A 14818-nucleotide genomic window follows, 5' to 3' on the forward strand; every position below is an offset into this window, starting at 1 on the left:
TTATTCTTTTTTATGAAAAAGGTAAAAAAGCTTATCCCAAGGCTAGATTCTGTGATTTTAGAAAGGATGGCGGCCTTGGGATGGCGCAAATATAAGGGAATATTTGACCTGCGGATGAAGTAGTTGTAGGCGCAATGGGGGAATGATTACTTCTCTATTGGCTTTTTATAAACCGTTTTTGGCCTACTTTCTGGAAAACAAGCCAAAAACAGGAGTAGTGTTTAAATATGGTATTAGGAGTAGATGCCTCATTTTAAAGTAAACCTACAGTAAAACGTTGGTGTTATGCGTATGTAAAGTCTATCCGGGTGATGTTTATAAGTGTGTTTTTACATATTCCTATTTATCGGTTTTGATAACGAAAGCCTTTAACTCAGCCATCTTCCCATCCCTAAATCGCCAAACATCACAGTATGCGTAATCAGCCATTTGACCATTAGTATCCTTCAATCTTATTTTGCCAAGGGCAGTCACAAAATCGCCTTCTGCTATCAAGTTTTCAACCATAAACTTAGGAGGCTCTAAATACGCAGAGGCCATGTACCGCCGGACGGCCTCTTTTCCCCGCAAGGTCTGGTCTCCCACGAAGGTCCACACCGTGTCATCGGTGCAGAAAGACAAAAATCCTTCATTGTCACCATTCATAATAGCTGCGTTTGCCTTTTCTAATATTGTCTTATTATCATCTGCCATGTGGATTTCCTTACTATAGATAAAGTTTTACGCTACAATTATGGAGAGATGTTTTTCAAATAAGTAGCATCACTCTTTAAGATGATTTCTACAAGTCTTTTTCGGTGTTTAAAGGACAAGGATTTTAAAGTGCTCTTAACGGCTTCGGGCTTGCGTTGGTGGGCTTTTGAAACCGTAAACTGTCTGCCCGCACCAACATTTATTAATTGCATAAATGTTTCTATTTGCACTGTACTTCCACTAACGCAAAGCCCGTGTTAGCAACAGCATTTTTAATGTTTATCGTATTTCTTCCACTTTATTTCGGAAATGTCGGTGTACTCTTCATAAGGCTTTTCTGAAATGTAGTATTTTTTAATGTTTAGTGAGTCAGACTTATTCCACCAACCTTCAACTCTAATTCTATAGCCATTTTCTGAATATTCATAAATGCTGTCGGGATACGGGAACAATCTATTCTTACCCCACAATAGGCTCAATGCAATAACAGGTAAAAGAAGTGAAACCATTACTCTTTTTAAAGGATGAAATTTAAAAAACATGATAACAATGCTTGTCAAAATGAGTAACGAGTACAGTATTGTCAATCCATTAGCTAAATTATCCCTTGTGGTTTCTGATATCTCTGAAAATTCAGGCCTTTCCATCAGCATATTAAAAGGCCCATACATTACCCCATTAAATAGAATCATACAGTCTCCAATTGCTATAAAAACAAAAAGGAAGTAATATATAATCGGAATGTCTTTGCCCATGACTTGTAGTGTTACTGCTAACGGCCTCGTGTAAACAGCGTGCGAGGCCGTCGGCCGAAGGATGTTGTTTACACAATGTTAGAGAGCGTTTTTCTCTTTCTCTGTCAAGGGGAATTTATCCCTAGTTTCTGCAATTAAGTTCCCGAATCTGTCATAAGTGTATTTGTACTGCATCCTGGCGTCCAACTGCTTAATTAACTCTATTTTGTCAACTATTTTGCCCTTCTCATAGAAGCTGACAAAGACGTAGTCAAGCTCCTTGTTTTCCACAAACTTGACAAGTTGCCCGTTGCCGTCGAGTGTTCTCCTTGTAATGGCGATGGTATCTCCCTGCCAGCCGACAGTCGAAGTCTCTGGGTGCATCTTGCCCTTACTATATGAGTAATGTTCCGTGGAGGCCAGCACCGTGTCGCCGCCCATCATGTTAAACGACATCTTCTTTGTCAGCAAGCCGTTTTCGTGTTCATACCTGTATAGCTGTACTGTTTTCCCTATCTCGTCCTTTATCACAGTCTGTTTTGGCAACCCGTTTCGATAAGAATGCTCTTCGATGTGAATAACTGTGTCGTAAAGTGGCTTGACGCCTTTGATGGCGTCCTCTGCGTTGGCAGAGAAAAGTTCTCGGCGAAATTCTGATGTAAGTCTCCCGTCCCTGTCAAACTGCTTTTTCAAGATACTGACTGTGTCAGCCGTGCTCTCAATCCTGAACTCCTGCGCGAGCGAGTCTAGGCTGTTATACCTGAACACTTTCTTATAGGATAGTTCTTTATGCTCTCCCTCACTGATAAGCGAAGCCAATCTGCCTGAGCCGTCATAGAAGTAATTTATAGATGCTATAGTGCTGTCTGAGTAAATATAGGAAACGAGCCTGTCCTTTAAGATTCTTCCAGACCGGTCATAGGTGTAGTGGTGCACCTGCTTTGTTTCATGTATTACCTCTTGCGTTTCCGCACTTTCTCTTTTCTGTGAACAGCTTGCAAATAGTAAAGCAAGTACTACCGAGTATTGAATTTTCATTTTAATATTATAAATGCACTCTAACTAGTATATAAACCGAACTATTCGGCTTATCTGCACTATGTACGGAATGCAGGTCCCTACTAAATTCTTATCATAACTCACCAAAAGTGGGCTGATGAATATACTACTTTAGTTTGCAGTGTATCCATCAGCCCACATTTTTACTTTACGCAAGCCCACTGCAACCTATGGACTCTTCCTTAGAAGCATAGGTCTTTACACCTACTACTGCCCAAAACGCGTCCCGAAGAAGTCACCTTGTTTCCAGGTAGGGCGCTCAGGGTTGTTAGCCACCTGATAGCTTATTAAGAAGTTGAGCTGCACGTACTTACTGCCCGCCTCAAAATCAAAGGTGTCATTGAGTTCATCCTGTGGTTTGTGGTAGTGGATGGCGCGCCATTCGGCTACTTTCTTGTTAAGGTTGTTGAGGCCGTCGGCGGTTTTGTTGCCGTACTTGATGTGCAAGGCAGGTATGCCCTGCGTCACGAAGCTGTACTGGTCGCTGCGGATGAAACGGTTCTCGTTCGGCTCGGGGTCTGCCTCTACGGTCATGCCCAGGTATGAAGCTGCATTGGCCACCGGCGTCTCTAAGGTAGAATGGTTAGAGCCCAGCCCAACCACTGATAGGAGCGGGGCAATGATGGTAGGCATGTCTGTGTTGATGTCTGCCACAATACTGCTTTTAGGCACGGTTGGGTACTTTGCGAAATAGGCCGAACCCAGCAGACCCATTTCCTCTGCCGTCACCATCACAATTAAAATAGAGCGCTTCGGTTTTTCTTTGATGCGGGTGTAGGTGCGGGCAATTTCTAACAAGCTAGCTACGCCAGAAGCGTTGTCATGGGCGCCGTTGTTGATGGAGTCGCCGTTTACGGGGGCCGTGATGCCCACGTGGTCTAGGTGTGCGCTGTGCACCACGTATTCATTCTTCAGTTGCGGGTCAGAGCCGGTAATCTTGCCAATCACGTTCCAGGAGTCGAAGTCCTTGTTAGAGGAAGAATAGCTGGCCTTGACAGTCTGCTTTAAGTCTGCCGAGGCGGGTTTGCCACTGCGCAAGGTGGTAAACGCCTGAGCCGTATCCAAACCCGCTTTCACAAAGAACTGATGGGTAGCCGGCGCCGACAAGGTAGCCATCAGTTTGATCTTATCTGAGACGTAGTTTCTGGAGGTGGCTACCTTGCCATCAGCACCGGCCACGCTGTTCACGCCTCTGGAGAGGTTGGGGACGGTGATTTTCGGGTTCTGCGTGTTGGTGGCCATGACCACGCCCACCGCGCCGTGCTCGGCGGCGTTTCTCAAAATGGTGGTCACGTCAATGCTGTAAGAGGCCACGGTAGAAGGGAAGCTCTTGGGCGCCCCGCGCAAGACCATCACAATCTTGCCTTTCACGTCTTGGCCCGCATAGTCATCATAGCCCAGATCTGGGGCCGAAATGCCATGCCCTACAAACACCACCGGCGCCTCTACGCTGGTTTGCGACTGCTCTGGGTGCGGGTTAATGGCCACGTCTTTGCCCACGGTCCAGGTTTGAGCAGTGCCTTGGCCCGTCACCTGGCTGGAGAACGAAGCATCTGCCCCCGTGAAGGAACGACGCAGGCGTACCAGTTGCAGGTAGGTGTTGTTTTCGCCGCCCGGCTCTACGCCCATCTTCTTGTATTGGTTGACCACGTAGTCCACGGCCATTTGGTAGCCTTCGGTGCCCGGCTGACGGCCTTTAAGTTTGTCATCTGCCAGGTAGGCAATGTGTTTTTTGATATCGCTTGGCTTTGTTTTCTTCAAGGCCTTGGTCACGTTCTTGGGTACCTCCAGCGTTTGGGAGAAGGCCGTGCCCGTGCTCAAAAGCGCGCTCAGACACAGCAGGAGAGAGGATCGTTTCATGTTGTTGGTTGTATGAGATTGGAAATTGAAATTAGTAATTAAAGTTAGACGCAACGCTATTTTTCAGCCAGCCAGCGTCGTTTTTGGCTTGTTTTCCAGAAATCGGGCCAAAAACGAATGAGGCCCAAGTGCAGGCAAGCTGTTAAATAAAAAATCCCTGCTACGTGCATAGCAGGGATTTTAAAAATTAGGCAGATGTTAAATCGGTTTGAACGCTTAAGGACGTTTACAGAATCCTATCTATTGGACTGTTGACGCACCGGCACTGGAATAGGCTGAAGCGTAGGTCCGGTTAAGCGGGATAATAATTTCTTAAGTAACGAAGCGATGGACGATAGTGTGTTGCTTGTCATGGGTTCAGTTTAAAAAGTTAAGCGGGTTTAGCGTCTTGTCCAGACACCCGAAGTTCACAGAGCCCTAACTCTCCCTTCCTTTTCTACCAACGAAGTATAAGGTACTAGATTTTACGGGGATAAGCAGATTCTTACGGTAAAATCTTTTTTTATTCTTCTATGGTTCTATGTAGGTACAACAATTGTGCCGGGCTTTTGTGTTCAAACAGGTTTATTTTTTTCTGGAACCTGTTTTCCAAAAGAGGTGTAAAGGCACCAGTTCTCGTTTTTAGGGTGTTTTCTAGGAACTGTACCAAAAACGGTTTGTATTGAAAAACAGGATGTTGTAGATGTTGATGTGTGCTTAATTTCTAAGGATAGGATGGATTCTATATTTTAGGCAAGGTGTTTGCTGTTCAATCAATAAGGTGAAAAACTAGGGGAGATAGATGTGTTTCCTTTGAGCGGTTCACCTCCTAGATAATTCGTTTTTCAACCTTTTTTAACTCACAAAAAGAGATGAACATTTATAAACACCTTTGGGCCGCGGGCGCCTTGTCGCTGTTGCTGGCCTTCTTGGCAACCACGCCGCAAGCGCAGGCCCAGCCGGGCGCGCGGGTGTCTTTCCAAACCTTCTATGATGAGCTGGACCCGTACGGCCGCTGGATCAACGACCCTGAATACGGGTATGTGTGGTCTCCAGACGTGGACCTTGACTTCCAGCCGTATGCCACCCGGGGCCGCTGGGTCATGACCGAGTACGGCAACACCTGGGTCTCTGACTATGACTGGGGCTGGGCACCGTTCCACTACGGCCGCTGGGCTTACGACGACTATTACGGTTGGCTGTGGGTGCCGGGCAATGAGTGGGGACCTGCCTGGGTGGACTGGAGACGAAGCGACGGCTACTACGGATGGGCGCCCATGGGTCCGCGCGTGACGTACATAATGCCAGCCAGTCGCTGGTGCTTCGTGCCGGTCCGGTACATTACCAGCCCTAGAATCTACAACTATTACGTGCCTAGAACGCGGGTGGTGAACATCTACCACAACACCACCATCATCAACAACTACTATGAGCGCGACAACCGCAAATACGTGTACGGCCCGCGCAGACAAGACATTGAGCGCTCTACCAACCGCAAGGTAGACGTGTACCGCGTGGACAATGACAACCGCCCGGGCAGAAACCAGGTGGCTGATAACAGCGTGCGCATCTACCGCCCAGAAGTAACCGGCCGACGCACCGAGGCTCCGGCTAGAGTGGTGACCAGGGACAGCCAGGCACCGTCCAGAACCAGCCGGGACGCTTCTACGCTGGCGCCAAGAACAGACAGAGCCACTGGTGTCTCCAGAACTTCTTCTTCTGAAGCTCCAGCCACGCGTGGTAGAGTGAGCTCAGCCGAACGCTCTGAGCAACGCGCAACAGAGGCAGGCACGGTGCGCACTGAGTCCCGTCCGGCGGTGACCAGAGAGCAACGGTCTTCCAGAACGCAAACCGCTCCTGACTACCAGCAGGCCCCTTCCAGAACCGAGCGTAGCCAGCCGACCACCAGAACCAGAGAGCAGGAAGCACCTAGCCCACGCCAAAGAAGCTCACAGGTGGCTCCGGCTTCAGACACAGAGCGTAGACAAGATTACGCGCCGCGCCGCACAGAAACGAGCTCGCAGAGCACGTATGCCCAGCCGCGCGGAGAGACCGCCCCGCAACCGCAGTACCAGCAACGGGAAAGAGTTGTTTCTTCTCCAGCCAGTACGCCACCTGCGCAGGGCACCACGCAAGAAAGACCTGCCGGCGGCCGGGAACGGACTTCTAACAGAAGAAATTAAATAGAGTAAAGTGAATAATGACGCAAGAGCCGCCTTTGAAAAAGGGCGGCTTTTCGTTTTTAGCCTATTTCCCAGGAAACAAGCTAAAAATAAGAAGATGTAAGTATCTTTAAAGACCTATATTCTAGTTGCTGGTGATCTTCTAATCTCTACAAATGAAAATATCCCTTATTGCACTGGTGTGCTTCTTTCTGAGTGGCTCGGCTACTGTGGTTTTGGCTCAGGAGGGAGTCATTCACTATGATGTTATCCATGACATGCGCCAATTCAAAAAAGCAGATAGTGCAGGAATGAGCAACCTGCCTGACTCGTATCTCACTAAGCACGTGCTGTATTTTAATCCTGAAGCGTCGTTCTACACCAATGCCATTAGTCAAAAAGAGGAAAGACAATTAAATAGCGGCCAGATTGTAGGATTCCCCTTGTATGACGTGTACCTCACGCCTGCTTCCAATAAAAGGCTTCTCACGAATAGCTTAAAAGGACGCACCTATATGATTGAAGATACCATGGGGACCAGACCTTGGGTGCTAAGTGAAGAAACGAAGGAAATTTTAGGCTACCCCTGCCGCAAAGCCACCCTAACCAATTCTGAAAACAAGGGTAGTCTCACCGTTTGGTTTACTAATCAGCTTAGACCGGCGCTAGGTCCCTACCTGTATCATACCTTGCCTGGGGCAGTATTGGAAGTAGATAGTAACCAAGGGGCACTAGTCCTAAAGGCGACCAACGTAGAATTGCGAGCATTAACCAATAAAGAACTGGCAAAACCTGGCAAGGGCAAGCTAGTGACCAAGCAAGAGTTTGAAAATCTATTGAGTAAATAGGCATCTTGTCTTGGATGCATCAATCTTAACCTACCTCAAAATGAAAATACTACTACCAGCCCTGATTTTTGTGCTGACGTTTGCGCACTCCGCTTCTGCCCAGAGTGGATTTGAGCAGTGGGACAAGAATTACCGCCAAGTGAACATAGAGGAGATTCTTCAGTTTGAGCAACGGTACGCAGACAGCATTGATACCACCACTGGCAAGAGTAGCTACTACATGCGGACGGCCAAGTACCGGTTTGACCCACGTACCTTGGGCAAAGCAGAGCTATCCTACCCCAGGTGATGGGTTCTATGAAGAACGTCTTTAAGTTGTCTGGCGGTGAGGTAAGTCTGCTGGACCAAAGCATCAAGACTGAATATCTATTCCAGGTAGGACCATATCAAGTATGGGCGCCTATTCAAAAGCAGTTAGAGAAGCCATTAACGAAAGAAGTCCGCCCAGGCGATTCGGTCTTGCTGTATTGCTTGTTTCTAAACGAACATTCCAGCAACGGTCTGTTCAATACCTTCCTGGTTTCAGAGTTCATGAGTCAATAGACAACTCTCAGCCCAAGTCTATTCTACTGTTTTTGGCCTATTTCCCAGAAAAAAGGCCAAAAACAAATGCCGGCTCCTTTCCAAAGAGCCGGCATTTGTTGAGTCGGGGGATATGACTACAGGTAAGCTACTTATATAAAGAACACCAGCGCAAACAGCGCGCTAGACAAGAGCAGAAGCAGGTAAAAGGCAATAATTTCACCCAATGAGAACTCAGAAGGGTTTGATTGCAATAAGATCCCCATCCACACCCTGGGTGCCTTTTTTATTAGGCTAATCCTTAACATGATTTTATGAAAAGATAGAAGTTTTAGTAAATACGGCACAACGGTAATGTTTGAAAAAAGCTGAGATCTTGGGGGGAGATCTCAGCCTAGGGGGTTGTGTATGCTCACCCTAGTGACAAAAGGAACCAGTATTAGCACGTCAGCCAATAGGGGGGCTGGTTCCTTTATTTTGTCATTAGGTATGTGACAAATGTAGGCAGAGGACTTGTTCAGGAGAATGAAAGAATTGCCTATTTTGTAACATTCATTAAGGGGGATATAAATGGGGTCAACGGCTGTTTCTGTCTTTCAATTGCAGTTTTTTTTGTGTTTTATTGGCTTAAAATGCCTTGGTTTGTAACATTTAGGTTGTAGCCTATTTTCAAAAAGTCCTGGATTGTTTAGAGATTCTGATTGGTCAAGGCCTGCCTTAAGGAGCAGTTACCTCGTCGCGGGCCTTCTCCAGGAGATAAATAAGCACCAAGGCCAGCAGGTTCACTGTCACAAAAGAGGTTGCCGCGCCCGCGCCCAGACTGAAGTTAAAGGAGGACAGTGACAGGTTGAACTTGAAGAGCCAGTTGGCCAGAAACTCCAAGCCTAAGCCCGCCTTCACGCCCGCCACGTAATTGTACCCCAAACCACCAAACCCAAAGCTGAAGACCTGCAACACTTGGTTGGCCAATGATAGCGTAAAGGCAGACCGTTTTCCGTTCATTAGCAAGAAGCCGCAAACCACAGAAAAGGAGTACAACACCGCGGCCAGCAGCAGCCCCGCCCAGGTAGACGGCGCAGGATTGTTTAAGAGAGGCGCCATCCTGAGCAAAAAGAAGAGGCCCAACAAGCCGCCCAATAATTGATACAAGGCCAAAGCGAGGACCAGCGGCTTCACCTTGGTTTTGTTTTTTTGATATGTCAACATGTACACAAGAATAAGACTAGTAAAAAGCCCCGACTCTGGTAGTCAGGGCTTTTTACTAGTTAGAGTCTTTAGTTTTTATTGGTGGTCAAAGTCCACGTCTTTGTATTTGTCCTGCAAGGCGGCCAATCCTTTCTTGCCGTAGGCCAGGCGGGTAATCACCACAAACAGCACCGGTACAATAAAGATAGCCAGAAACGTGGCCGCCAGCATCCCGCCAATTACCACCCAGCCAATGGTCTGTCTGGACACCGCACCCGCGCCTGAGGCCAGTACCAAGGGTACCACGCCCAGAATAAAGGCCAGGGACGTCATGATGATAGGGCGCAGACGCAGGCGTACGGCATCTAGCGTAGCCTCAATCAATTCCATGCCGTGGTCAACGCGCTCTTTGGCAAACTCTACAATCAAGATGGCGTTCTTGGCGGCCAGACCAATCAAGGTAATCATCCCAATCTGGGCATACACGTTGTTGTCCAGCTTAGGCAGGAACGTAAGCGCCAGAATAGCGCCAAACATGCCTAACGGAATGGCGAACAAGATGGAGAACGGCACACTCCAGCTTTCATACAAGGCGGCTAGCAACAGCAACACCAAGATGATAGACAAGCTGAAGATGTAGAGCGTACTGTTGCCGGCGGCCAGCTCCTCGCGGCTCAACCCAGAGAAGTCATACCCGTAGCCTGCCGGTAAGGTCTGCGCAGCCACTTCTTCCAGCGCTTGCAAGGCCTGCCCGCTACTATAACCGGGCTTGGCGCTACCCGAAATCTCTACGGACCTGAACAGGTTGTAGTGTGAGATTACCGCCGGGTTTTCTACTATCTTAGAACTTACCAAGGCACTCAGCGGCACAGATTCCCCGGCGCGGTTGAGGACGTAGAACTGGTTCAGGTTCTTGATGTCCATGCGGTAGGCCGTGTCTGCCTGGGCCACTACGCGGTAGTTTCGGCCGTAGCGCGTAAAGTCATTGATGTAGCGGCTGCCCATGTACGAGGCCATGGTAGAATAGACATCCGTCAGGCTAATGCCCAACTTCTTCACTTTCTCACGGTCCACTTCCACCTGGTAGCCGGGCGTGCGGGTATTGAAGAAGCTGTAAGCCATGGCAATCTCAGGACGCTGGTTGGCGGCTCCCAAAAACTGGCCCATCACCTGCTCCAGTTCCTTGATGTCACCTGCTGTCCGTTGTTGCAGAATAAAGCTAAAACCACCAGATTGGCCCAGACCCGGAATAGCCGGCGGTGCTACCACAATGATGTTGGCTTCCTTAATAGTGGAGAATTTCTGGTTCAGCTCGGCAATGACGCCTTGCAGTTTCATGGATTCGTCTTCTCGTTGGTCCCATGGGTGCATCTGTATAAAGAAGGTACCGCTGTTAGACTTAAAGGAGAAGTTAATGGCGTTCAGGCCCGAGATGGACGTGGAGTTGCGGATGGCCTTTACCTCGGCCAGAATATCGGCCATTTGTTCTAAGATAGCCTGGGTTCTGTTTGAGGAGGATCCTTCTGGTAATTCTACTGAGATAAACAGACGCCCTTCATCCTCTGTTGGGATAAAGCCGGTTGGCTTCTTGGCAAACAAGCCCACGGTACCCACATACAAACAGGCCAGCAGAATCAAGGCAAGAGGAGCGGCCTTAATGCTTTTGCGCACGCCCGCAGAGTATGATGCTGTGGTACGGGCAAACCAATTGTTAAATTTGTAGAAGAACTTGTTCAAGCCCCTTGATTCGCGGTTCACGTTCATGGGCCGCAACATGATGGAGCAGAGCGCGGGCGTCAAGGTCAAAGCTACAAAGGCTGAGATTAACACCGAGATGGCAATAGTGATGGCGAACTGCTGGTACAAGCGGCCCACAATCCCGGGTATAAAGCCCACCGGAATGAACACCGCCGCCAGAATCAAGGCAATGGCAATCACCGGCGCCGTAATGTCCTTCATGGCTTTGCGCGTTGCTGCCTTCGGCGAGAGCCGCTCATGGTCAATGTAATGCTGCACGGCCTCAACCACCACAATGGCATCATCTACCACAATTCCAATGGCCAGCACAAACCCGAACAGTGTCAAGGTGTTAATGGTAAAGCCCAGCGGGATGAAGAAGATGAACGTGCCAATGATAGACACCGGAATGGCCAGGATAGGAACCAAGGTAGCGCGCCAGCTCTGCAAGAACAGGAACACCACAATGATCACCAGCACCAAGGCCTCTAGAAGGGTAGTCACCACCTCTTTGATGGACACTTCCACCACCGTTACAGACTCAAAGGAGACAATGTAGTCCACATCGGCGGGGAAGGTTTTCTTCATTTCGCGCAGGGCCTCATTGATGCCTTCGGCGGTCTCTACGGCGTTAGAACCTGGTGCCTGATAAATCAACATGATACCAGACGGATTACCGTTGATGGTGGCTTGCCGGCCATAGTCAAACTGGCCGAACTCCACGCGGGCCACGTCTTTCAGGTACACCAAAGAACCTTCCTCTGGATTAGTCCGGATGATCACGTTCTCAAACTCCTGCTGGGTAGCCAAGCGTCCGCTAACCGTAATGGGGTATTGGAACGCTTGGGTGTTGTACTGCGGTCTAGCCCCCACGGTACCTGCGGCCACCTGCATGTTTTGTTCCTGAATGGCGGCCACCACTTGGTTGGCACTCAGGTTGTATTGGGCCAGCTTGTCTGGCTGTAACCACAGACGCATGCTAAAGTCCTGCCCAATAGACGTCACATCACCCACGCCCTTCACGCGTAGCAAGGCGTCCTTCACGTAAATGTTGGTGTAATTGTCCAGGTACTGGATGTCATGCGTTTTCTTGGGCGAGTAAATGCCCACTACCATCAAGATACTCGGGTTCCGCTTCCGGACGGTCACGCCCAGGCGCCGTACGTCTTCGGGTAGGCTGGGCTCTGCTACGCTGGCACGGTTCTGCACGTCCAGTGTAGCAATGTTAATGTCTGTGCCTACCTCAAAGGTCACCGTCATGTTCATCTGCCCGGTGCTGGTGTTGGTAGAAGTGAGGTAAGCCATGCCCGGCGTCCCGTTGATCTGGGTTTCAATGGGCGTAGCCACGGTTTGCTCAATGGTCTGCGCATCTGCCCCGGTATAATTCGCCGACACCGAAACCGTTGGCGGCGAAATGTCCGGGTACTGGGTGACGGGCAGGTTCAACATGGCCAGCGTACCTACCAGCACGATCACAATGGAGATCACGATGGCGGTAATAGGCCGTCTTATAAATATGTCAGATATCATCTTCTTACTGAAATGCTTCTTAAAACCTTATTATCTGGCACCGGCGGCGGGGGCGGCACCCACTTGCACTTTGGCTCCCTGACGTAGTTTCTGAATGCCTTCCACCACAATCACATCACCGGCGGTCAAGCCTTCACGGGCCACAATCTTTTCCTGGAAGCGCGTGCCCAGTTTGATGTTCTGCTGTTGCACAGAATCGCCTTGCACTTTGTACACAAAGTACTCGCCCAACTGCTCGGTTACGGCCTTGAACGGAAGCGTGACCTGCTGGCCAATGTCCTGGTTCAAGACGTTCACGCTCACGGTCATGCCAGACACCAACTGGCGGTCTGGGTTAGGAAAGCTCACGCGCACCGTAATGGTACCCGTCTGCAAACCCACCGCCCGGTCAATAGCTGACAGCCTGCCCACATGCGGATATTTGGAGCCGTCAGAGAAAGAAAGCGTGAACAAGGAGTCTGGCTGGTTGCCCTGTTTTAAGCGGTTGAACCGTGGAAGCTCGGCTTCATTGATGACAAAGTCCACGGCAGTAGGGCCTTCAGAAGAAATGGTGTTTAACAGCGTCTGCCCCGGGCTAACCTGTGAGCCTACGCGCACCTGAGAGATGCCAATGGTGCCGCTGAACGGTGCTTTAATAACCGAGTAGCCTAAGTCTGTGGCAGCGCTGGCCACCTGGGAGCGGGCCACGGCCACCTGGGCACGGGCCGTCTCCACATCGGCGCGGGCATAGTCTACGCGTTGGCGGGCAATGGCGTCCTGCCTGGCCAGGTTCTCATAGCGCTCCAGGTCTTTTTGCACACGGTTGAGGTTGGCCTGGGCACTGCGCACTTGCGCCTGCGCCTGGTTGTAGGCCGCCTGGTATTTGGTGCGGTCAATCTCATACAGCTTCTGGCCTTTGGTGACGCGCTGCCCGTCTTTTACAAAAATCTGGGAGATGTAGCCGCTTACCTGCGGGCGAAGTTCAACTTCATTCAAGGGTACCACGGTACCCGGATAGGTGTCTGTGCCCATCACGTTTTCTTGCGTGACGGTATAAGTGTTGACGGCCACGGGGCCACCCATCATGGCGCCTTGCGGGGCTCCTTCTTTGTTGCCGCAAGAGTAAAGCAGGGCAGAGGTGAGAATGGCAATGGCCAGGGGAGAGAATGTTCTTTTCATGGTTTTACGTTTCTGCTTATTCAGTCACAGCAATGGTACCCAGGGCACGTTGTACTTCCAGCTTGCTGGCCAGCACGTTGTACAGGGCGTTATAGTAATTCAGTTGGGCGGTGCGCAAGTCGGTTTCGGCTACAATCAGGTCTAGGTAGGTTTTAATGCCCTCGTTGTACTGGAGCTTGATGACGTTGTAGACCTCGGTGGCCAGGGCCACGTTTTCTTGCAAGGTGAGCCAGTCTGTGTAGTCGCTTTTGTAATTGGCCAGGGCACGCTGGTACTCGGTGTTAATGCGGCGCTGCAGGTTGGTCAGCTCCAGGTCCAGGCTCTGGGCTTGTAGCTCAGAGATGCGCACGTTCTGCATTCTTCTACCCCCTTGAAAGATGGGAATGCCCACCTGTAACCCAACCGCCGAGGTAGGGTAGGACTGGCTGTACAAGTCTGAGAAGTTGGCGCTGAAGAAGTTGGGATTGTAGTTAACAAACGCTGAGGCTGTGGGTAAAAAGCCCCACCGGTAATAGCGCGTGTTCAAGTCCTGGATCTGGCGCTGCGTCTGGAGCTGTTGAAACTCCACGCGGCTGGCAAACGTCACGTTCTGGGTAGTGTCTACATAGATGTTCTGCTGCATCTGGTTGTAGTCATACGCCAACGCCAGCGGCTGTCCCATGGGCAGTCCCATGAGTTCTTGCAAGACGGCGGTACTGGCTTTAATGGCCTCTTGCGTCCGTTTGCGGTCTGCCCTGATGCTGTTCAAGGTGATGGTGGCCCGTTGGTAGTCGGTTTTATCTACCAGGCCTTGCTCATATTGGGCACGGGCATCCCGGTACTGCTTCTCCTGGCGCAAAATGTTCTCCTGCAGAATACGCAGTTGCTCCTGGCTTAATAAGATGTTGTAAAAGGCCTTGCTCACCTCCACCACCGTGTTGATTTTGGTGGACTTGGTGTTCAAATCCAGAGCGGTTCTGGTAAAGCGCGCGGCTCTGGAGGCCAGCAGCAGTTCATTGCTATACAGCATCTGGTTGGCCTGCAGATTGATGTTGGAAGTATATTTCTGCCCGATGGTGATCACCTGGTCCCCGAACACGCTCTGCTGACGCTTAATATTATGAGTGAGGGCATAATTGGCACCCAGTTGAGGCAGCCAGCCCGATAATTGGGCCTTGATTTGGCTTTCCCCAATCTCTTCCTCTAACTGGGCTTGCTGTACTTGTGCCTGATTTTTGAGCGCATATTCCACGCATTCCTGCAGCGTGAACCGACCAGCGGTACTGTCTTGGGTTACCTGCGCCTGTAGTCTGGGAGAAGCCAATAGGCAGCTGAAGGCTATAGACAGCAGATAGGTTGTTTTTTTCATATG

12 protein-coding genes are annotated in these 14818 nt (G+C 49.9%); 4 read left to right on the top strand and 8 right to left on the bottom strand.

Annotated elements, in window-relative coordinates; genetic code table 11:
• Positions 1-339: 339 nt before the first annotated feature.
• The 4 genes from ABD880_RS00070 to ABD880_RS00085 form a co-directional block, all read right to left on the bottom strand.
• Complete coding sequence (locus tag ABD880_RS00070; protein ID WP_345161068.1) at positions 340-693, bottom strand: nuclear transport factor 2 family protein; 354 nt, start codon at positions 691-693, stop codon at positions 340-342.
• A 272-nt stretch (positions 694-965) separates the two neighbouring features.
• Positions 966-1448, bottom strand: a complete 483-nt coding sequence (locus ABD880_RS00075; RefSeq protein ID WP_345161070.1) for a hypothetical protein — start codon at positions 1446-1448, stop codon at positions 966-968.
• Between the two features lie 78 nt (positions 1449-1526).
• The gene (locus ABD880_RS00080) at positions 1527-2465 is read right to left on the bottom strand and encodes a hypothetical protein (protein ID WP_345161071.1); all 939 of its coding nucleotides are present in this window, start codon (positions 2463-2465) and stop codon (positions 1527-1529) included.
• Positions 2466-2693: 228 nt separating this feature from the next.
• The gene (locus tag ABD880_RS00085) at positions 2694-4346 is read right to left on the bottom strand and encodes a M28 family metallopeptidase (RefSeq protein ID WP_345161073.1); all 1653 of its coding nucleotides are present in this window, start codon (positions 4344-4346) and stop codon (positions 2694-2696) included.
• 851 nt (positions 4347-5197) lie between these two features.
• Here ABD880_RS00085 and ABD880_RS00090 point away from each other — a divergent pair.
• From ABD880_RS00090 to ABD880_RS00105, 4 genes are all read left to right on the top strand, one after another.
• Positions 5198-6508 (top strand): DUF6600 domain-containing protein, encoded by a 1311-nt coding sequence (locus tag ABD880_RS00090; RefSeq protein ID WP_345161075.1) that lies wholly within the window; start codon positions 5198-5200, stop codon positions 6506-6508.
• 155 nt (positions 6509-6663) lie between these two features.
• The gene (locus ABD880_RS00095; protein ID WP_345161077.1) at positions 6664-7335 is read left to right on the top strand and encodes a GLPGLI family protein; all 672 of its coding nucleotides are present in this window, start codon (positions 6664-6666) and stop codon (positions 7333-7335) included.
• 40 nt (positions 7336-7375) lie between these two features.
• Positions 7376-7624: a hypothetical protein gene (locus tag ABD880_RS00100; RefSeq protein ID WP_345161079.1), complete on the top strand. Its 249-nt coding sequence runs from the start codon at positions 7376-7378 to the stop codon at positions 7622-7624.
• 8 nt (positions 7625-7632) lie between these two features.
• Positions 7633-7878, top strand: coding sequence for a hypothetical protein (locus ABD880_RS00105; RefSeq protein ID WP_345161081.1), 246 nt, complete (start codon positions 7633-7635; stop codon positions 7876-7878).
• A 696-nt stretch (positions 7879-8574) separates the two neighbouring features.
• On the opposite strand, the gene ABD880_RS00110 is transcribed toward ABD880_RS00105, so the two are convergent.
• From ABD880_RS00110 to ABD880_RS00125, 4 genes are all read right to left on the bottom strand, one after another.
• A complete protein-coding gene (locus ABD880_RS00110) occupies positions 8575-9063 on the bottom strand; it encodes a hypothetical protein (protein ID WP_345161083.1) in 489 nt (162 codons plus the stop codon).
• A gap of 75 nt (positions 9064-9138) precedes the next feature.
• The gene (locus tag ABD880_RS00115) at positions 9139-12309 is read right to left on the bottom strand and encodes an efflux RND transporter permease subunit (RefSeq protein WP_345161085.1); all 3171 of its coding nucleotides are present in this window, start codon (positions 12307-12309) and stop codon (positions 9139-9141) included.
• 30 nt (positions 12310-12339) lie between these two features.
• The gene (locus ABD880_RS00120; protein WP_345161087.1) at positions 12340-13467 is read right to left on the bottom strand and encodes an efflux RND transporter periplasmic adaptor subunit; all 1128 of its coding nucleotides are present in this window, start codon (positions 13465-13467) and stop codon (positions 12340-12342) included.
• A 16-nt stretch (positions 13468-13483) separates the two neighbouring features.
• The gene (locus ABD880_RS00125; protein WP_345161089.1) at positions 13484-14815 is read right to left on the bottom strand and encodes a TolC family protein; all 1332 of its coding nucleotides are present in this window, start codon (positions 14813-14815) and stop codon (positions 13484-13486) included.
• Positions 14816-14818: the final 3 nt, after the last annotated feature.

This window comes from Nibribacter koreensis (assembly GCF_039541795.1).
In the GTDB taxonomy this organism is placed as follows: Bacteria; Bacteroidota; Bacteroidia; order Cytophagales; family Hymenobacteraceae; genus Nibribacter; species Nibribacter koreensis.

What these genes read in the sequence shown, in the direction of transcription:
- ABD880_RS00085 (WP_345161073.1), bottom strand. Translation starts at nt 4,346, where the DNA reads ATGAAACGATCCTCTCTCCTGCTGTGTCTGAGCGCGCTTTTGAGCACG.
- ABD880_RS00125 (WP_345161089.1), bottom strand. Translation starts at nt 14,815, where the DNA reads ATGAAAAAAACAACCTATCTGCTGTCTATAGCCTTCAGCTGCCTATTG.
- ABD880_RS00075 (WP_345161070.1), bottom strand. Translation starts at nt 1,448, where the DNA reads ATGGGCAAAGACATTCCGATTATATATTACTTCCTTTTTGTTTTTATA.
- ABD880_RS00080 (WP_345161071.1), bottom strand. Translation starts at nt 2,465, where the DNA reads ATGAAAATTCAATACTCGGTAGTACTTGCTTTACTATTTGCAAGCTGT.
- ABD880_RS00115 (WP_345161085.1), bottom strand. Translation starts at nt 12,309, where the DNA reads ATGATATCTGACATATTTATAAGACGGCCTATTACCGCCATCGTGATC.
- ABD880_RS00105 (WP_345161081.1), top strand. Translation starts at nt 7,633, where the DNA reads ATGAAGAACGTCTTTAAGTTGTCTGGCGGTGAGGTAAGTCTGCTGGAC.
- ABD880_RS00090 (WP_345161075.1), top strand. Translation starts at nt 5,198, where the DNA reads ATGAACATTTATAAACACCTTTGGGCCGCGGGCGCCTTGTCGCTGTTG.
- ABD880_RS00095 (WP_345161077.1), top strand. Translation starts at nt 6,664, where the DNA reads ATGAAAATATCCCTTATTGCACTGGTGTGCTTCTTTCTGAGTGGCTCG.
- ABD880_RS00120 (WP_345161087.1), bottom strand. Translation starts at nt 13,467, where the DNA reads ATGAAAAGAACATTCTCTCCCCTGGCCATTGCCATTCTCACCTCTGCC.
- ABD880_RS00110 (WP_345161083.1), bottom strand. Translation starts at nt 9,063, where the DNA reads ATGTTGACATATCAAAAAAACAAAACCAAGGTGAAGCCGCTGGTCCTC.
- ABD880_RS00100 (WP_345161079.1), top strand. Translation starts at nt 7,376, where the DNA reads ATGAAAATACTACTACCAGCCCTGATTTTTGTGCTGACGTTTGCGCAC.
- ABD880_RS00070 (WP_345161068.1), bottom strand. Translation starts at nt 693, where the DNA reads ATGGCAGATGATAATAAGACAATATTAGAAAAGGCAAACGCAGCTATT.